Here is a 17,685-nt window from a genome sequence, read left to right as displayed (position 1 = left end):
GGCGCCAGAGCCGCTAGATGGTCAGCGCGGCTAGGGTTTAGCTGCCGTTAGGGCCGGGGCCGCCACCGCCTGCACCGGTACCACCCATGCCACCGGCACCGACGGCACCGATATTGCCGAAAATCTCGTCGAACAGGCTGCGGTTGCGGCCGAGCGTCGGGGTCTTGTCACCCGAGGGCGAAATATTGGCGACCTGTTCCAGCCCCATGCGATCGACCGCCGCGACATTGCCGGCGGCATCGAAGCGGACGCGCAGCACGGTCTGTTCGACGGGCTTGGGGTTAGAGAAGGCCAGCGCGCGCATGCTGCGCGAAATATAATACCATTCCTGCTCGCCGAACTGCGAGGTGAAGGTCGGGCGGCCCAGCGTGCCTTCGACCGAGGCGCGATTGTCGATGCCCGGCTGGACCGAATCCACCAGCAGCTTGTCGACCTGATAGCCCTGATGCGTGCGAACGCGGGTGCAACCCGACGCGCCCAGCACGAGCGCGCCAAGGCCTATGGCGAGCAGGATGCGCCCCTGTGCGGAATGACGGCTGAACGGACGCATCGACTTCTCCTGCGGGGGCGGACCCGCGAACCCAAGAAACATGACGCCGCCATTGCATTGGGCGACGCAGCGATCAATATGGAAATGCGCCGCCCCCGGCAAGGGGCGCGAAATATGGGGCAACGCGCGCCGCCCGCCCATCCACCATGAAAAGACGTTGCCGCATGTCCACCGCCTCCCCTTCCTTCCTGCAAAGACTGTTCGGGCGCACCGACCCCAAGGACAGTCTGATGCCGCTCTATCATGCCATCGTCGCGGAAGGCCGCCAGCCCTACTGGTATCTGGACGGTGCCGTACCCGACACGCTGGACGGCCGGTTCGACATGATCGTCGCGATTTTGAGCCAGGTGCTGGTTCGGTTGCAGGAACAGGGTGCGACGCAAGAAAGCGTCTGGCTGACCGAAGTCTTCGTCGACGATATGGATGGGCAGTTGCGCCAGGAAGGGATTGGCGATGTCGTGGTCGGCAAACATGTCGGACGGATGATGAGCGCGCTTGGCGGGCGGATCAGCGCCTATCGCACGGCGCTGGCGGGCGAAGCGGATTTGCGCGAGGCATTGGTGCGCAACCTGTATCGCGGCGAAGTTGTGTCGAACATCGCGCTAACCCATGTCGAAGGCGCGCTGCGGGCGCACTGGACGCGGCTGGGTGGCCTGTCGCGCGATGCCTTGCTGGCAGGAGATATCGGATGAGCCCTGTCCCCACGCCTGAATTTTCGCGCCCGATCAAGGTCGATCAAATCGGTCGGCTCGCGGGCAGCGTGCATATCGCGGCCAAGACCGACGAGCGCATGGCCTTGATGCGCCGTTTCGGCCTGATTGCGCTTGACCGGCTGGAAGCCGATTACGGACTTAGCGAGGACAATGGCGCGATCGTCGCGCGGGGCCGGATACGCGCCACGCTGTCGCAGCCCTGCGTCGCGACCGGCCTGCCCGTGCCGGAGCAGATCGACAGCGATTTCCTGCTGCGCTTCATCGTCGAAGGGACCGACGTGATCGACAGCGACGAACTGGAACTGGATGTCGAGGATTGCGACACGATCGGCTATGACGGCCAGATCATCGACATGGGCGAGGCCGTGGCCGAAACCATGGCGTTGGTCATGGTTCCCTATCCCCGCTCGCCCGATGCCGACGCCTATCTCAAAGAGGTCGGCGTGTTGAACGAGGATCAGACCGGTCCCTTCGCGGCCCTGCTGGCGCTCAAGAACAAGTCATAAGCACAGCGCAATTTTGTTTCTCTTTTGTTCTGATTATGCCATAGAATTGGGCCATGGACCCCGTGCCGCCACCGCTGCGCAAGATCATCCATATCGACATGGATGCTTTCTATGCGTCGGTGGAACAGCGCGACGACCCTGCGCTTCGCGGCCAGCCGATCGCCGTGGGCGGGGGTGGTCCGCGCGGCGTGGTGGCGACGGCCAGCTATGAAGCGCGCACATTCGGGGTCAAATCGGCCATGCCCGGCGCGCGGGCGCGGCGGCTCTGTCCTGGTCTGATCTTCGTCCCGCCCCGGTTCGATGCCTATCGCGCGGCATCCACCCATATTCGCGAAATTTTCAGTCGCTATACCGACATCGTCCAGCCGCTGTCGCTGGATGAAGCCTATCTCGACGTGACGGTGAACAAGCCGGGCATCGCCTCGGCAACGCAGGTGGCCGAAGAGATACGGCATTTGATCCGCGCCGAAACGGGCCTCACCGCCTCGGCCGGCGTGTCCTACAACAAGCTGATCGCCAAACTGGCATCGGACCAGAACAAGCCCGATGGCGTGTGTGTGGTGCGGCCGAGTGAAGGCGCGGCCTTCATCGCGGCGATGCCGGTACGGCGCATCCACGGCATTGGGCCAGTGACCGCGCGGCGGATGCATGAATTGGGGATCGAGACGGGGGCGGACCTGCGCGCGCGCGACCTGCGCTTTCTCCAGGCCCATTTCGGCAGTTCGGCGGACTATTATTATCGCGCGGCGCGGGGCGAGGATGACCGGCCCGTGCGCGAGCGTGAAGGGCGTAAATCCGTCAGCGTGGAGGACACATTTTCCGACGACCTGACCGATCGGGCTGCGTTGGTTACGGAGATAGACCGGATCGCCGCCAGCCTATGGGCCCGGATCGAAAAGGCGCAGGCCTGGGGCCGGACGGTGGTGCTGAAGGTGAAGTTCGCCGATTTCCGCATCATCACTCGGTCGCGCAGCTTCACCGCGCCAGTGCGATCGCCGGACCTGCTGGCGCAGACCGCGCGCGAATTGCTGCTGGCGCAATTGCCCCTGCGCATGGGTGCGCGGTTGCTGGGCCTGGGCGTGCATAATCTGGAGGCGGAGGAAGCGGTCGAGCAGGGCGAACAACTCGCCCTGTCGTTATAGACCGGGTTAGAAGGGCAGCCAGTTCCGCTTTTCGCTGAACTTCATATAGCCCGCATTGACGCCCAAGCGATAGCCGACGCCCAGCCGGATGGGGATCAGCACCACATTGCCCCAGCGCAGATAGCTGGCGGTGAAGCCGCCCACCAGATAGGCCGTGCCTTCGGCGGCGGGGAAGCGGTGATAGAGATCCTGCGTGTCATAGAGGTTGTAGACGAGGACGAAGGTGTTGGACGCATTGCCGCCGACGTCGAAACCGATCGACGGGCCGGTCCAATAGACTTCGCGCTTGCCTTCGACCTTATGGTTCAATGTGCCCGATCCATAACGCAGACCGACGACGAACGCGCCCGATGCCTCGCGCCCGGCGATATAGGCGTTGGGGCGCCCTTGGTCCTTCAAAACCTTCTCGATCAGGCCAGCCAGTCCTTCAGCGCCTTTGCCGAACACGCCCTCGGCCGCGCCGATCAAATCGTCTTCCTGGTAGGAAATGGTGGGATCGGGCGCGGCGGGCGGTGAATTGGCAGTTACCGGTGCGCCGGTTGCCGTCGCCGGATCTTCGATCGCCGGTGGGCCATCATAGACGCTGGAATCGACGCCCGGCGCGGTCGGTTGGCTATTGGCGGGCGGCGGCGGCGCGAGATCGGCATCGATGGCCGTATTGGGATCGATCGTGCGGACCTGCGCCTGCGTCGCGACGGGCGTCAGCGCCAGTCCGGCAAGCGCCACGACCCATGTGCCTGCTCGCGCAACACGGGCGGCCATTTGCCCCATTTTGCTGTTCATGCCCGTTGCTCCCCGAAAAATCTGCGCTCAATCATTTCCCCGGTTATCGGCTTTCAAGCTGAAAGGCCAATGAACGAACGCCAATCTGAGTCGATTCTGCGCCGGAACGAATAGCCATGGCGACCGAGCCTGCAAAATAGCTGTGACAGACCCGTTGCCATGCAGGAAGGCCATCGCTATAGCCCCTCCCCAGCCATTGTCCGCCTACCCGGCAGACAATTCGTGCGGAGACGTGGGTGAGTGGCTGAAACCAGCGGTTTGCTAAACCGTCGAGCCCTGAATGGGGCTCCCCGGGTTCGAATCCCGGCGTCTCCGCCAATTTTTTGCTGCAAGGCTGTTCCATCATGATCCGGTCGCGGTTCGGCACTTTCCGCGGGCTAGTGCGGCTTGCCTTATCCTATCCGCAATTGGCGCTTGGCCGATCCGCCAGCGTTGCACCCGACCCTGCGCAGGTGCGGCGATTGGTGTTCGTATGCCAGGGAAATATCTGTCGCAGCGCCTTTGCCGATGTGGTGGCGCGGGGCGCGGGGCTGAATAGCGCGTCCTTTGGTCTGTCGACAACGACCGGGCGCGAGGCGCATGGTCCTGCCATCGCGGCGGCGAGCATGTTGGGGCATGACATGCGCACGCATCGCGCCATCGATCTGGCCGATTATATGCCGGAACCCGGCGACCTGTTGCTGGCGATGGAGGTGCGGCAATTGCACCGTTTGGCCGCCGATCCGCGGCTGGAGGCCCTGCCCCGCATGTTGCTGGGTCGATGGACCCGGCCGATGCTACCGCATCTGCATGACCCCTATATGCTTGATGACCGCTATATGGCGCAATGCCTTGCCCGGATCGAACAGGCCGTGGGCGCGCTGGTCAGGGCTTTCCCCGGCACACGGCTTTCCTGAACATCTGCGCCATGTCGCGCAGCCAGGGGCGCGGATCGGACAGGCTGAACACATAATAGCGCGCACGCGGATCGAAGAAGGTCAGCAGATAGGCGGTCAGGTCCGCCAGTGGGCGACGCTGGAAGAAGGGATCGCTGATCCGCGATGGCGACAGCAACACGCGCGCAAGCCGCTTGGTTTCGGGCACCATATAGCGGGCGCGGAGCGTGTCACGGGGTGTCGGCGCAACATCGGTTTGGCCAAGGACGGTGCGGCGATAGGCTTCCCAGGCGAACAACGCGCCGCAATGGCGCGCCAGCGGCAGGCTGCCCCAGAAGCGGCCATTGACTTCCATCAGCCAATATCGGCCGCTTTCGGCTTCATAACGATATTCGACCATCGCTTGGCCCTGCCAATCGAGCGCGCGCAACAGGGCTTCCGATAGCAGCATCTGCGCCGCATGTGCGTTGGCCGGCTCGGCGCGGCAGAGCGTGGACACGCCGCCTTCGGGCGGCCATTCGTGCAGGCGGCGATGCTGGAAACGCAAGGTCGCTTCGCCATCGTCCATATAGAGCATTTGGCCAAGGCCGACGCCCCGGCAATATTGCTGGATCAGCGGCCAATGACCGACCGGGGCGTAGCGGTCGAGCAAGGCCGCCAATTCCTGGGGCGTGCGGATATACTCGGTCTTGAGCCATTCCAGCCCCACCCGCTCCAAAATGGGCATGATTTCGGGGGGATTGGCCCATTTGGCGACCAGCGGATAGTGCATGGCCGCGACACGGGCGGCAAAATCCTCACCCGCGCGCGGTTGCCAGGTTTGCGGGATGCACAGGCCGACCTGCGCCGCGATCTCCAGCGTGCGCAGCTTGTCCAGCACCTTGGCCAGCGGCTCCGGCCGGGGCACCAGCATATGGCAGCCGTCGATCACCGGCGGCAGAGCCGAAAGCTCCAGCAGGTCGGATTCGGAAATGGCCAAGACCGCCCCTGCCCCCGTGGTGGCGATCAGATCGGGTAGCCAGTCGGCCATCGGTCCAGAGGGACGCATCGTCATGGCAGCACAATGGCGCGACGCGGCAGCCACGGGCGCCGCTTCGCGGGCGATGCCATGGACGGGTACGCCCTTTTCGCCCAGTTCGCGCACGACCGTCAGGCCGATGGCATTTTCCAGACCGAGGACGAGCGCGACGGGATAGCGACTCACGCAGGAACCAGTCGATGTTCGTAGCGCCAGGTCGCCCAGGCTTGCTGTGCGAGTCGCAGCCCGGTGCGTATCCGGCTGGGGGAAACACGGCTTTGCGATGGTGGCGAATCATCGGCCATCGCCGGGGAAAGGTCGCGGAAGCCGACCCCCCGCACCTGCGGCAAGAGCGCGGCTTCGCGGCACAGTGCCACGAACCGCGCCTTGACCATGGCATTGGGGCGCTGCCGATCCCGCGAGAGCATTTCGAAACTATGGGTGACGACGGTGAAGGCGTCCTGCCCCTCACGCGCGGCATGGCGCAACCCGGCGCGCATTTCCGCCGCCGACATGGCGCAGATTTGCGCCGGGCGGAAATGGCCGGGCCGGTCATGGATGCCCGATACCGGCAGTTCGACCACGCCCTGCATCCGCTGCGCGCCGATCTGCGCCGGATCGGCGGTGATGCCGCATTCTCGCCCCTGATAGGCGGGATTGACGCTGCTGTCCCACGCCACGCCGATCGCCGCCAGCGCCCGCAGCGTATCGTCGTTCGCACCGAAATTGCCGGCACGAAAGGCTGTGATGGAGGGCGCACCCGCCTGCTCCAACAGCATCTTGGCAAGACTCAGCAGGGTGATCTGATCATCCAGCGAGAAATCGCCGATATTGCGCCCCTGCCGTCCGCCGATGGGCGGCGCCTTGGCCCAGGCGAGCCATTCGGTATGGATATGCATCTGCACTTCATGGCCCCGGCTCTCGATCGCCTCGACAATGGGTGCGAGGAAATCCGCGCCATGCACCAGTGCGGGCATGGGATCGAGGAAGAAGACGCCTTTGAGACCATAGCGTTCCAGCATGTCCATCTGCCAGCCGATGCCATGCGCCTGTCCCCGCGCCTCCGCCCAGATCGAGCGGCTGACATTGTCGGCCAGGCTCACCCCGCGCTGATGCAGCGAAGAGGACAGCTCTGTATCGACGGTGATGAGCAGCGCGGTCATGGGCAGTCCGGTCAGAGGGCAACGCACCTGCATAGGAAGAAGGCGTTAAGGACCCGTAATATGTCCCGCTTATGTCTGGGCCGCCACAAAAGGAAAGAACAGCCCCTTTCCCGACCAGACGGCAGGCATCCCGCCCGACCGTCAGACAATCAGCGAAAATTCGCCATAGCTGCCCTGGAAGAACAGCAGTGGCCGCTCTGGTCTATCGACCTCCAGCGCCACGACCTTGCCCAGCACGATATAATGGTCCCCCGCCTCATGCACCGCATCGAGCGCGCAATCGATCCAGGCGACGACATCATCGAGGATCGGAGAGCCATTTGCGGACACGCGATGCACGATGCCGGCGAATTTGTCCGGGCCTGGCGCTGCAATCTGGCGGCACAGCGGCTGCTGGTCGCTGGCAAGGATATTGACGCAGAATTTGCCGACCGCCTCGATCCTTGGCCAGCTGCTCGACGATTTGGCGGGGAAGAACGCCACCAGCGGCGGATCGAGCGATACGGAAGTGAAAGACCCCACCACCATGCCGACCGGTACCCCGCTGGCTTCCATCGCCGTCACGACGCAGACGCCCGTGGGATAATGGCCGAGCACGCGCCGGAAAGTGGCGCTGTCGAAACTCACCATGTCGCTCATGCCCGCTCGCTCCTGCAACTTATTCCATAGACTGCGTCGGTCAGAGCGCGATCCCGCCCGCCGCTAGTACCGCAAGAGTCAGCAACTCGGAGGCGTTGGACGCCATCGTCGCGATCTGGACCGATTTTTCCATGCCCACCAATACCGGCCCGATCATCGATGTCCCGCCCAGTTCGCGCAACAGCTTGGCCGAGATATTGGCCGATTGCAGGCCCGGCATCACCAGCACATTGGCCGGCCCGGAGAGGCGGCTGAACGGATAATTCTTCATGACGGCCGGATTGAGCGCCACGTCGGCGGTCATTTCGCCTTCATATTCGAAATCGACATGGCGTTCGTCGAGCAATTTCACCGCGCCGCGCACATTTTCGAGGAAAGCGCCGGGCGGATTGCCGAAATTGGAGTAGGAGAGGAAGGCGACGCGCGGGTCATGGCCCATGCGCCTGGCGACAGCGACGGTGCCTTCGGCAATATCGGCCAGTTCGCTCGCCGTAGGGCGTTCGTTGACCGTGGTGTCGGCCAGGAAAACCGTCTTGTCCTTGGCCACCATGACATGGATGCCGAACGGCGTGCGGCCGACCGCGGGGTCCATCACCCGCTTCACCTCGCGCAACGTCTGCGCATAGGGACGGGTCATGCCGGTGATCATGGCATCGGCGACGCCCATCTTCACCAGCAACGTGCCGAAGATGTTGCGGTCCCGGTTCACCATCCGTTCGCAATCGCGGCGCAGATAGCCGCGCCGCTGAAGCCGGGCGTAGAGCAGATCGACCATGTCGGGGACAAGCGGCGAATTGACGCTATTGTGCAACTCGAAACTGTCGGGATCGCGCACGCCCAGCGCCTTTAGCTTGTCGACCACGTCGCCGCGTCCCACCAGCACCGGCACGCCATAGCCCAGGTCGCGGAACTGGATGGCGGCGCGCAGCACCACTTCCTCCTCCGCTTCGGCAAAGACGACGCGTTTGGGGTTGGCCTTCGCGACTTCATAGGCGGTGGTCAGGACCGAAGTGGTCGGGTTGAGGCGGGCCTTCAATGACTGGCGATAGGCCGCCATGTCGGCAATCGGCTTTTGCGCCACGCCGCTGTCCATTGCGGCCTGTGCAACGGCGGACGGCACGACTTCCATCAGCCGCGGATCGAAGGGCGCGGGGATGATATAGTCGGGGCCGAAGCTGTGCGAGCGGCCATAGGCCTTGGCGACTTCTTCGGGCACCTGCTCGCGCGCCAGCTCGGCGATGGCATGGGCAGCGGCGACCTTCATCGCTTCGTTGATTGTCGTCGCGCGCACATCGAGCGCGCCGCGGAAGATGAAGGGGAAGCCGATAACGTTGTTGACCTGGTTGGGATAATCCGACCGGCCAGTGGCGACGATCGCTTCGGGGCGCACCGATTTCGCATCGGGCGGGGTGATTTCGGGGTCCGGGTTGGCCATGGCGAAGATGATCGGCTTGTCGCCCATATCCTTGACCATGTCCGGCGTCACCGCGCCCTTGACTGACAGTCCCAGGAACACGTCGGCACCCTTCATCGCTTCTTTCAGCGTGCGCGCGTCGGTCTTGACCGCATGGGCCGACTTCCATTGGTTCATGCCCTCGGTGCGACCCTGATAGATCACGCCCTTGCTGTCGCACATGATGACATTGTCACCGGCGACGCCCAGCGCCTTGATGAGTTCGGTGCAGGCGATCGAGGCCGCGCCAGCGCCATTGACCACGACTTTGAGGTCTTTGAGTTCACGCCCGGTCAGCATCGCGGCGTTGATGACGCCTGCCGCGGCGATGATCGCAGTGCCATGCTGGTCGTCATGGAACACCGGAATATTCATACGCTCTTTGAGCGTCTGTTCGATGATGAAGCATTCGGGTGCCTTGATATCCTCAAGGTTGATGCCGCCGAAGGTCGGCTCCATCAATTCGACCGCGTCGATGAAGCGATCGACATCCTCGGTCTTGAGTTCGATATCGATGCTGTCCACATCGGCGAAGCGCTTGAACAGCACCGCCTTGCCTTCCATCACCGGCTTGGACGCCAGGGCGCCGAGATTGCCCAGGCCCAGAATCGCCGTGCCATTGGTGATGACGGCGACCAGATTACCCTTGGCGGTATAGTCATAAGCGAGGGCCGGATCTTTTGCGATCGCCAGCACCGGCACCGCAACGCCGGGGGAATAAGCGAGGCTGAGGTCGCGCTGCGTCGCCATCGGTTTGGACGCGATGATCTCGATCTTGCCGGGACGACCGGTCGAATGGAAAAACAGCGCCTCGCGCTCGGAAAATTCCACACTCGACTTGTCGGTCATCGATTATCCGCCTCTTCTGTCCGTTGCCTTGGCCCTAGCGGCAAGCCATGCTTGGGGGCAAGTGCGAGAAGGCCGCTTTTTCGCGCTCTTTCCTGCGCGTCGCCTTGCCGCTATCCGGGCGGGATGCGCAGCGCCCCCGACACGTCCTCACCCCTTACGCCCATGATGGCGCAATATCTGACGCTCAAGGCACAGGCGCAGGATTGCCTGCTCTTCTACCGCATGGGCGATTTCTTCGAACTCTTCTTCGATGATGCCAAGGCGGCGGCGGCTACGCTCGATATCGCGCTCACCAGCCGCGGTGAACATGATGGCGCGCCGATCCCGATGTGCGGCGTGCCGGTCCACAGCGCGGAGGGCTATCTCGCGCGGCTCATCAAGGCGGGCCATCGCGTCGCCATCGCCGAACAGACGGAAACCCCGGCGCAGGCGAAGGCGCGCGGGGGCAAGACGCTCGTGGCGCGCGACATCGTGCGTTATGTGACGGCGGGCACGCTGACCGAGGAGACGTTGCTTGATTCCCGGCGCGACAATATGCTCGTCGCGCTGGCGCAGGTGGGCGGAGATAGCGAGATCGGGATCGCCGCTGCCGACATTTCGACCGGCCGGTTCGAGACGATGACCTGCCGCGCCGCCGACCTTCATGCCGAACTCGCGCGCCTGCGCCCCAGCGAAACGGTGGTGGCAGAAGGATCGTCGCTGGACCTGCCCGACATGCATATGTTCGATCGCGCGGCCTTTTCCAGCAGCCGTGCCGAAGCAGCGCTCAAACGGCTGTTTGCGGTCGCGACGCTGGACGGGTTCGGCCAGTTCGGCCGCGCGGAGCTGGCGGCGATGGGTGGGCTGATCGCCTATCTCGACCATGCGGGCAAGGGCACCCTGCCCTTCCTGGCACCACCTTTGCGCCAGACGAGCGGCGGCCATGTCGCGATCGACGCAGCAACGCGCGAAAGTCTGGAGATCGTCGCGACCACCAGCGGCGCGCGCGCGGGCAGCCTGCTGGGCGCGGTCGATCGCACCGTGACGGGGGCGGGCGCACGGCTGCTGGGGCAGGATTTGTCCGCGCCATTGATGGATCTCGACCGGATCGAAGCACGGCTGGGGCTGGTGCAGCTCTTCCATGACGATGCGGGGTTGCGCGACCAGTTGCGCGCGGCGCTGCGGGCGCTGCCCGATATCGGCCGCGCGCTGGGGCGGGTGGCGGTCGGCCGCGGCTCGCCCCGCGATCTGGGGCAATTGCGCGACGGTCTGGGTGAAGCGCGGCTGCTGCGCGAGCGGCTGGGGCATTTGCCTGATCCGCCCTTGTTGCTGGCGCGGCTGCTGCCCGCGCTCGACGGCCATGGCGCGCTGGTCGATGCGCTGTCGCGCGCGCTGGTGCCCGCGCCGCCGACCGAGACGGCGAACGGCGGCTATATCGCCGATGGCTATGATCCCGCGCTCGATGAACTGCGCCGGATGGCCGGTGACGGTCGCCGTGCGATTGCTGCGCTGGAAGCCAAATATCGCGAGCAGACGGGCATTGCCACGCTCAAGATTCGCCATAATGGCGTGCTGGGCTATCATGTCGAGGTGCCCGCCCGTTCCGCTGATGCGCTGATGGTGCCGACCAGCGGCTTCACCCACCGCCAGACGCTGGCCGGCGTTGTGCGCTTCAATTCAGTCGATCTGCATGAGGAGGCCGGGCGCGTGGCGCAGGCAGGCGCCCATGCGCTGGTCGCGGAGGCCGCGCACCTCGAAGAACTGATCGCCGCCGTGCTGGACCGCAAGGCCGACATCGCGCGGGCGGGCCAGGCGCTCGCCCGGCTCGACGTCGCGGCGGCGCTCGCTGAACGGGCGGCGGAGGGCGGCTGGCAGCGGCCCCATCTGATCGCCGATGACGGGTCCAACCCCTGCCTGTCGATCAGCGGCGGGCGGCATCCGGTGGTGGAGGATGCGCTGCGCCGCGAGGGCCAGGCGTTCGTCGCCAATGATTGCTGCCTGGTCGCCGACGACCGGCTGTGGCTGGTCACCGGCCCGAATATGGGCGGCAAATCGACCTTTCTGCGGCAAAATGCGCTGATCGTCATCCTGGCGCAGGCGGGTGCCTATGTCCCGGCGCAATCGGCGACGCTGACTTTGGTCGATCGGCTGTTCAGCCGGGTGGGTGCGTCGGACAATCTGGCCAAGGGGCGATCGACCTTCATGGTCGAGATGGTCGAGACCGCCGCGATCCTGGCACAGGCGACGACGCGCAGTTTCGTCATTCTCGATGAAGTCGGGCGCGGCACCTCCACTTATGATGGGCTGGCGCTCGCCTGGGCGGTGGTGGAAGCGGTGCATGAGGTCAATCGTTGCCGTTGCCTCTTTGCCACCCATTATCATGAGCTGACGCGGCTGGCCGAGAGTCTCTCCGCCCTATCGCTTCATCATGTCCGCGCGCGCGAATGGAAGGGCGATCTGGTGCTGTTGCACGAATTGGCACAGGGGCCGGCCGACCGCAGCTATGGCCTGGCCGTCGCGCGGCTGGCGGGGCTGCCCGCACCGGTGCTCAAGCGCGCCAAGGATGTCCTCGCGCGGCTGGAAGCGGGCAAAGCGAAGACCGGCGGCATCGCGGCGGGACTGGACGATCTGCCGCTGTTTGCCGCCGCCGCCGCGCAAGAAGAGGTCGCGCCCGATCCGGTGCGGGCGGCCATCGCCGCGATCGACGCCGACGCACTGTCCCCGCGTGAGGCACTCGATCACATATATCGATTGAAACAACTGGCAGCCGACGCGACGCCCGACTAGAGAACGCGCATGGTCATGCAGTTCCCCGCTTTGGGATCGCGCCGTGCGATCATCGACCGGCGCGCGATTTCCGACAGCATCAACGCCCTTGCGCACGAGCACAAGGGCGATCCCATGCGGTTGCGCGGGCTGATCGTCGGCGAACTCAAGGCGGCGTTGGAAGAGGGGCGGGTGGAAGTCGCGCGAAGGTTGGAGCAGCGCCCCACGCGCGGGCGCGAAACGGTGACCGCCTTTGCCTTCCTGATCGACCAGATTCTGCGCCTGCTCTATGACGCAACGACACATCATCTTTACCCCTCAGGCAATCGCAGCACCGGCGAGCGAATCGCGCTGATCGCGGTGGGCGGCTATGGGCGGGGCGAGATGGCGCCGCATAGCGACGTCGATATCGGCTTTATCACCCCCTGGAAGCCCACCGGCTGGACCGAGCAGGTGATCGAATCGATGCTTTATTCGCTCTGGGATCTGGGGCTGAAGGTCGGGCATAGCAGCCGGTCGATCGACGAGACGATGCGAATGGCCAAGGCCGACCTGACGGTGCGCACCGCCTTGCTGGAAGCGCGCTATGTCTGGGGCGACCGGGCGCTGTATGAAGAGACCTCGGTTCGCTTCGATGCAGAGGTGATGCAAGGCAATGCCCGCGCCTTCGTCACCGAAAAGCTGGTCGAGCGCGACGAGCGCCACAAGCGAATGGGCGACAGCCGCTATGTCGTCGAACCCAATGTGAAGGAAGGCAAGGGCGGCCTGCGCGACCTGCATACGCTGTTCTGGATCGGCAAATATGTGAACCGGGTGCGATCGGTCGCCGAACTGGTCGATGTCGGCCTGCTGACCCAGATCGAATTGCGCCAGTTCCAGAAGGCGGAGGATTTCCTCTGGGCGGTGCGCTGTCACCTGCACACCATCACCGGGCGTGCAGAAGACCGGCTGACCTTTGACCTACAACTCGAAACGGCGACGCGGATGCGCTTTACCGGGCGGCACGGCCAGTCCGGGGTCGAGCGGTTTATGCGCTATTATTTCCTGAACGCGAAGATCGTCGGCGACCTGACCGCGGTGTTCCTGGCGCATCTGGATGACCAGATGGGGCCGAAGGGGCGGCGCTATATTCCCGCCATCTTCCGGCGGCCCAAGAAGCTCGACGGCTTCGTGCTGGACCGGGGGCGGCTGGCGCTGCCGAGCGATGATTTCTTTCAGGCCGACCCGGTGCGACTGGTGGAGATTTTCGCGCTGGCCGATCGCCATGGCTTGTCCATCCACCCCGCCGCGATGCGTGCGGCGAGCCGGGACGCGGGGCTGATCAACGCCAAGATCCGTAAAGACCCGCGTGCCAACGCCGCCTTCATGGATGTACTGACGTCGCCGCGCGACCCGGAAACGGTGCTGCGCTGGATGAACGAATCGACCGTGTTCGGCCGCTTCGTGCCCGACTTCCGCCGGGTCGTCGCGCAAATGCAGTTCGACATGTATCATCATTATACGGTCGATGAGCATACCATCCGCGCTGTCGGCCTGCTGTCGCGGATCGAGAAGGGGGAACTGGCGCAGGATCATCCGCTGGCCACCGACCTGATGGGCAAATTGCTCTCGCGCCGGGTGCTCTACATCGCCGTGCTGTTGCATGACATCGCCAAGGGGCGCGGCGGCGACCACAGCATATTGGGCGCGCAGGTGGCCGAGCAGCTCTGCCCGCGGCTTGGCCTTACCCCGGCGGAAACCGAAACGGTCGCCTGGCTGGTACGCTACCATCTGCTGATGTCGGCAACGGCGTTCAAGCGCGACCTGGCGGACTACAAGACGATCGTCGATTTCGTCGACGTGGTGCAAAGCCCCGAACGGTTGCGGCTCTTGCTATGTCTGACCGTGGTGGACATTCGCGCGGTCGGCCCCGGCGTCTGGAACAGCTGGAAGCGGCAGTTGCTGGGCGATCTCTATGATTCGGCAGAGGAACTGCTGCGCCTGGGCCATAAGCAGAAGGGCCGCAGCGAGCGGGTGACCGCCAAGCAGAAGACGCTGCGCCAGGCGCTCCATATGGACGAAGCGACGTTCGAGGCGTTCAGCAAGCGACTCCCTGAATCCTACTGGATCGCCGAACCCGACGATATCTTGATCCATAATGCCGAACATATGCTGGCGGCGGGCGACGCGCCGCTGTCGATCGCGGCGCATTATTATCCGCAGCGTGGCGCGACGTTGGTGACCGTCTATGCCGCCGATCATCCAGGGCTATTCTATCGCATTGCAGGCGCCATCCATCTGGCCGGCGGCAACATCATCGACGCGCGCATTCACACGACGCGCGATGGCGTGGCGATCGACAATTTCCTGGTGCAGGACCCGATGGGTGGCGCGTTTCACAGCCCCGATCAGCTGACCCGCATCCGCAACGCGATCGAGGATTCGCTGTCGAACCGCCACCGGTTGATCACCAAGCTGAGCGCGCGCCCGTTGACCCGGACCCGCGCCGAGGCCTTCCGCATCGAGCCCAATGTGCTGATCGACAATAAGGCGTCGAATCGCTTCACGGTGATCGAGGTCAATGCGCGCGATCGGCCCGCGCTGCTGTTCAGCCTTGCCAATGGATTGTTCCAGTCGAAGGTGACCGTCCACAGCGCGCATGTCGCCACCTATGGCGAGCGCGCGGTCGATACATTCTACGTCACCGACCTGTTCGGCGGCAAGATCGAGAGCAAGGCGCGGCTCCAGACATTGGAGCGGCGATTGCTGGAGGGCGCTGGCGGCGAGGTTGGCGAGGCGCTGGCGCGGGCTTAGGCGACGATCTCCATCCTGTCACCCGGCGCGAGCAGCGGTAATAGCCGGAGCATGTCGTTGCGTTCGATGGCGACACAGCCCGCCGTGGGGCGTCCTTCGGACAAATGGAAGAAGATCGCACTGCCCTGCCCCTGCACGGGTGACCCGTCATTATGGCCCAGCACGACGATGATGTCATAGGCATCGTCGGCACGGATCAGGCTTTCGGCCGAGAAGCCGCGCGGCAGGCGGACCGGGCGATTATAGGCAGGGTCAGCGGGATCGTCCGACCACCCATCACCAGGTCTGATCCAGCGCCAGGGCAATTGGATAGCGACGGCATCGACCTTGCCGGGCCGCAGCAGGACGCCACGGATCGGCCAAAGGCCAAGCGGGGTGCAGCCATCGCCTTCGCGCTTGTCCGCCGCCGCACAGGTGCCGCCCCGGCCGATCGTGCAATCCATGGCCATAGCGCCGAAGGTCAGGCGGCCCGCGCCGCCATCGACGCGGATCAGACTCATAGCTGGTGGCCGGTCCGGTCGCGCTTGGTGGCGAGATAGCGTTCATTATGCGGGTTGGTCGGCAGGATGATCGGCAAGCGCTCGATCACGCCGATGCCCGCCGCTTCCAGCCCTGCCACCTTGTTGGGATTATTTGTCAAAAGCCGCACCTGCGCCACGCCGAGCAGGTCGAGCATGCGCGCCGCGACGGAAAAATCGCGTGCGTCGATCGCAAAGCCGAGGCGCACATTGGCATCGACCGTATCGAACCCCTGATCCTGCATCGCATAGGCGCGCAACTTGTTGACGAGGCCGATGCCCCGCCCCTCCTGCCGCAGATAGAGCAGCACGCCCCAGGGCGCATCGGCGATCTGGTGCAACGCCTGATGCAGTTGCGGTCCACAATCGCATTTGAGGCTGCCCAGCACATCACCGGTCAGGCATTCGCTATGCAGGCGAACGACGGGCGGCGAGGCATCGCGCTTGCCCACCACCAAGGCGACATGCTCGCGCGGTTCGTCGGGACTACGGAAGGCGATGATCTCGGCCGTCTCGCTGGCCGACACCGGCAGCCGGGCGCGCGTGGCGACAGCGAGATGGATCGCATCGTCATAGGCGTCGATATCATCGGCCTGGACCGTGACATCGACGGCCTCATCCCCTTCGGTCAGGAAATAGGCGGGCAGGATGCCGGCAAGGCGCGCGAGCCGCAGCGCCGCCTTTGCCGCCTGGGGCGCGGCGAGTGGGCGGGCGCGGAATGGCCCCTTGAGCGGCGACGCGAGGTCCAGGACCGGATCGGAAATCGCGGTCGCGACGTCGGCGTCGATCCAGGGCGCCCGCTCGACCAATACCGGCAGATCAGGATCGGCAGCGGCCAGTTGGTTCGCGAGCTTGAGCGTTTCGGCACGAGCGGCGGAGATCAGGATGTCGGCGCGCGCCTGCGGATCGAAGGCGGCCAGTGTTACCGCATCCGCCCCTTCGATCGCCATCAGACGGATGGCACCATCCGCCCCGGCAATCCTGATCGCCCAGCCGCGCCGCAGCGCGTCGATCGCTCGTGCAGCATCGCGCGTGCGCATCAGAAGACGAAGTCGGTGATGATGGGGATATGGTCGGACGGCTTGATCCAGCTGCGCGCGGGTTCGACCACGCGATGGCTGACCGCCTTGTCCGCGACGTCGCGGGTCATCCACATATGGTCGAGCCGACGTCCGCGATCCGACTCCGCCCAATCCTTGGCGCGATAGCTCCACCAGGTATAGAGACGCGCAGGCGCAGGATGGAAATGGCGGCCGATATCGACCCAGTCGTTCGACGCCTGCAACCGCGCCAATATCTCGCATTCGACGGGCGTATGGCTGACGACGTTGAGCAACTGCTTATGGCTCCACACATCGCTTTCCAGCGGCGCGATGTTGAAGTCGCCGGTCAGGATGGTCGGTTTATTGTCCAGCGCGCTCGACCATTCGATCATCCGCTCCAGAAAGTCGAGCTTCTGCCCGAATTTGGGATTGACCGTGCGGTCGGCGATGTCGCCGCCGGCGGGTACATAGACATTCTCGATCCGCACGCCATTGTCGAGGCGCACGCCCACATGGCGCGCTTCGCCATTGGCCTGCCAGTCGAACCGGTCATCTTCGTGGATCGGCACCTTGCTCATGATCGCCACGCCATGATGCATCCGCTGACCATTCAGCACCTGATGGACATAGCCCATGCGCCGGAACATGTCGGTGGGGAAAATCTCGTTCACCACCTTGGTTTCCTGAAGGCAGAGAATGTCGGGGGCTTCCTGCTGCAGCAGCTGTTCGACGATGTCGATGCGCGCACGGACGCTGTTGATGTTCCAGGAGCAAATGGAGAGAGTGTCGGCCATGGGTTTGCCCTAGAAGGCCGCGGTGGCGCGCGCAAGCGCCAGACAGAGTAAGACCCCCGCTCCGGGGGCATGGAACGGGGGTCTCGATCGCGCCCTTGAAG

15 protein-coding genes and 1 tRNA gene are annotated in these 17,685 nt (G+C 64.5%); 7 read left to right on the top strand and 9 right to left on the bottom strand.

The features are described from left to right. Positions 1–37 precede the first annotated feature (37 nt). A complete protein-coding gene (locus ACZ2HM_RS14280) occupies positions 38–550 on the bottom strand; it encodes an outer membrane protein assembly factor BamE (RefSeq protein WP_037479027.1) in 513 nt (170 codons plus the stop codon). Positions 551–714: 164 nt separating this feature from the next. On the opposite strand from ACZ2HM_RS14280, the gene ACZ2HM_RS14275 reads away from it, so the two are divergent. The 3 genes from ACZ2HM_RS14275 to dinB are packed head-to-tail and all read left to right on the top strand — an operon-like array spanning position 715 to position 2,911. Further along, positions 715–1,242, top strand: coding sequence for a ubiquinol-cytochrome C chaperone family protein (locus tag ACZ2HM_RS14275; protein ID WP_037477153.1), 528 nt, complete (start codon positions 715–717; stop codon positions 1,240–1,242). Beyond that, positions 1,239–1,769 carry a DUF177 domain-containing protein gene (locus ACZ2HM_RS14270; RefSeq protein WP_470425509.1) on the top strand — a complete coding sequence of 177 codons (531 nt, stop codon included), beginning with the start codon at positions 1,239–1,241 and terminating at the stop codon, positions 1,767–1,769. The genes ACZ2HM_RS14275 and ACZ2HM_RS14270 overlap by 4 nt, the downstream gene beginning before the upstream one ends. Before the next feature lie 53 nt (positions 1,770–1,822). Further along, positions 1,823–2,911: a DNA polymerase IV gene (gene dinB / locus ACZ2HM_RS14265; protein ID WP_037477150.1), complete on the top strand. Its 1,089-nt coding sequence runs from the start codon at positions 1,823–1,825 to the stop codon at positions 2,909–2,911. A gap of 6 nt (positions 2,912–2,917) precedes the next feature. On the opposite strand, the gene ACZ2HM_RS14260 is transcribed toward dinB, so the two are convergent. Continuing rightward, positions 2,918–3,694, bottom strand: a complete 777-nt coding sequence (locus tag ACZ2HM_RS14260; RefSeq protein ID WP_037477148.1) for a DUF1134 domain-containing protein — start codon at positions 3,692–3,694, stop codon at positions 2,918–2,920. 226 nt (positions 3,695–3,920) lie between these two features. Here ACZ2HM_RS14260 and ACZ2HM_RS14255 point away from each other — a divergent pair. Continuing rightward, a tRNA-Ser gene (locus ACZ2HM_RS14255) sits at positions 3,921–4,012 on the top strand. A gap of 26 nt (positions 4,013–4,038) precedes the next feature. Next, a complete protein-coding gene (locus tag ACZ2HM_RS14250; RefSeq protein ID WP_470425508.1) occupies positions 4,039–4,590 on the top strand; it encodes an arsenate reductase/protein-tyrosine-phosphatase family protein in 552 nt (183 codons plus the stop codon). Here the strand turns inward: ACZ2HM_RS14250 and ACZ2HM_RS14245 are convergent. From ACZ2HM_RS14245 to ACZ2HM_RS14230, 4 genes are all read right to left on the bottom strand, one after another. Next, positions 4,559–5,773 (bottom strand): carboxylate--amine ligase, encoded by a 1,215-nt coding sequence (locus tag ACZ2HM_RS14245; protein ID WP_470425507.1) that lies wholly within the window; start codon positions 5,771–5,773, stop codon positions 4,559–4,561. The genes ACZ2HM_RS14250 and ACZ2HM_RS14245 overlap by 32 nt on opposite strands. Continuing rightward, entirely contained in the window at positions 5,770–6,750 is a 981-nt protein-coding gene (locus tag ACZ2HM_RS14240) for a polysaccharide deacetylase family protein (protein ID WP_470425506.1), read from the bottom strand. Before ACZ2HM_RS14240 ends, ACZ2HM_RS14245 begins: the two co-directional genes overlap by 4 nt. A gap of 141 nt (positions 6,751–6,891) precedes the next feature. Next, a complete protein-coding gene (locus ACZ2HM_RS14235) occupies positions 6,892–7,389 on the bottom strand; it encodes a flavin reductase family protein (RefSeq protein ID WP_470425505.1) in 498 nt (165 codons plus the stop codon). A 40-nt stretch (positions 7,390–7,429) separates the two neighbouring features. Beyond that, positions 7,430–9,691 (bottom strand): NADP-dependent malic enzyme, encoded by a 2,262-nt coding sequence (locus tag ACZ2HM_RS14230; RefSeq protein ID WP_470425504.1) that lies wholly within the window; start codon positions 9,689–9,691, stop codon positions 7,430–7,432. A 123-nt stretch (positions 9,692–9,814) separates the two neighbouring features. Here ACZ2HM_RS14230 and mutS point away from each other — a divergent pair, with 123 nt between their 5' ends. Next, positions 9,815–12,457 carry a DNA mismatch repair protein MutS gene (gene mutS, locus ACZ2HM_RS14225; RefSeq protein ID WP_470425503.1) on the top strand — a complete coding sequence of 881 codons (2,643 nt, stop codon included), beginning with the start codon at positions 9,815–9,817 and terminating at the stop codon, positions 12,455–12,457. A gap of 9 nt (positions 12,458–12,466) precedes the next feature. Next, complete coding sequence (locus ACZ2HM_RS14220; protein WP_037477133.1) at positions 12,467–15,229, top strand: [protein-PII] uridylyltransferase; 2,763 nt, start codon at positions 12,467–12,469, stop codon at positions 15,227–15,229. On the opposite strand, the gene ACZ2HM_RS14215 is transcribed toward ACZ2HM_RS14220, so the two are convergent. From ACZ2HM_RS14215 to xth, 3 genes are read right to left on the bottom strand one after another with little or no spacing between them, the layout of a single operon-like run. Beyond that, positions 15,226–15,729, bottom strand: coding sequence for a L,D-transpeptidase family protein (locus ACZ2HM_RS14215; protein ID WP_037477130.1), 504 nt, complete (start codon positions 15,727–15,729; stop codon positions 15,226–15,228). The genes ACZ2HM_RS14220 and ACZ2HM_RS14215 overlap by 4 nt on opposite strands. Further along, positions 15,726–16,787 carry a GTP cyclohydrolase II gene (gene ribA, locus ACZ2HM_RS14210; RefSeq protein ID WP_037477128.1) on the bottom strand — a complete coding sequence of 354 codons (1,062 nt, stop codon included), beginning with the start codon at positions 16,785–16,787 and terminating at the stop codon, positions 15,726–15,728. Before ribA ends, ACZ2HM_RS14215 begins: the two co-directional genes overlap by 4 nt. Continuing rightward, positions 16,787–17,584, bottom strand: a complete 798-nt coding sequence (gene xth / locus ACZ2HM_RS14205; RefSeq protein ID WP_037477125.1) for an exodeoxyribonuclease III — start codon at positions 17,582–17,584, stop codon at positions 16,787–16,789. The genes ribA and xth overlap by 1 nt, the downstream gene beginning before the upstream one ends. Between the last annotated feature and the right edge of the window lie 101 nt (positions 17,585–17,685).

It is taken from the genome of Sphingobium sp. KKT206 (assembly GCF_055640555.1).
This window is presented reverse-complemented; position numbering and strand designations above follow the sequence as displayed.

What these genes read in the sequence shown, in the direction of transcription:
- ACZ2HM_RS14280 (WP_037479027.1), bottom strand. Translation starts at nt 550, where the DNA reads ATGCGTCCGTTCAGCCGTCATTCCGCACAGGGGCGCATCCTGCTCGCC.
- ACZ2HM_RS14275 (WP_037477153.1), top strand. Translation starts at nt 715, where the DNA reads ATGTCCACCGCCTCCCCTTCCTTCCTGCAAAGACTGTTCGGGCGCACC.
- ACZ2HM_RS14270 (WP_470425509.1), top strand. Translation starts at nt 1,239, where the DNA reads ATGAGCCCTGTCCCCACGCCTGAATTTTCGCGCCCGATCAAGGTCGAT.
- dinB (WP_037477150.1), top strand. Translation starts at nt 1,823, where the DNA reads ATGGACCCCGTGCCGCCACCGCTGCGCAAGATCATCCATATCGACATG.
- ACZ2HM_RS14260 (WP_037477148.1), bottom strand. Translation starts at nt 3,694, where the DNA reads ATGAACAGCAAAATGGGGCAAATGGCCGCCCGTGTTGCGCGAGCAGGC.
- ACZ2HM_RS14250 (WP_470425508.1), top strand. Translation starts at nt 4,039, where the DNA reads ATGATCCGGTCGCGGTTCGGCACTTTCCGCGGGCTAGTGCGGCTTGCC.
- ACZ2HM_RS14240 (WP_470425506.1), bottom strand. Translation starts at nt 6,750, where the DNA reads ATGACCGCGCTGCTCATCACCGTCGATACAGAGCTGTCCTCTTCGCTG.
- ACZ2HM_RS14235 (WP_470425505.1), bottom strand. Translation starts at nt 7,389, where the DNA reads ATGAGCGACATGGTGAGTTTCGACAGCGCCACTTTCCGGCGCGTGCTC.
- ACZ2HM_RS14230 (WP_470425504.1), bottom strand. Translation starts at nt 9,691, where the DNA reads ATGACCGACAAGTCGAGTGTGGAATTTTCCGAGCGCGAGGCGCTGTTT.
- mutS (WP_470425503.1), top strand. Translation starts at nt 9,815, where the DNA reads ATGCGCAGCGCCCCCGACACGTCCTCACCCCTTACGCCCATGATGGCG.
- ACZ2HM_RS14220 (WP_037477133.1), top strand. Translation starts at nt 12,467, where the DNA reads ATGGTCATGCAGTTCCCCGCTTTGGGATCGCGCCGTGCGATCATCGAC.
- ACZ2HM_RS14215 (WP_037477130.1), bottom strand. Translation starts at nt 15,729, where the DNA reads ATGAGTCTGATCCGCGTCGATGGCGGCGCGGGCCGCCTGACCTTCGGC.
- ribA (WP_037477128.1), bottom strand. Translation starts at nt 16,787, where the DNA reads ATGCGCACGCGCGATGCTGCACGAGCGATCGACGCGCTGCGGCGCGGC.
- xth (WP_037477125.1), bottom strand. Translation starts at nt 17,584, where the DNA reads ATGGCCGACACTCTCTCCATTTGCTCCTGGAACATCAACAGCGTCCGT.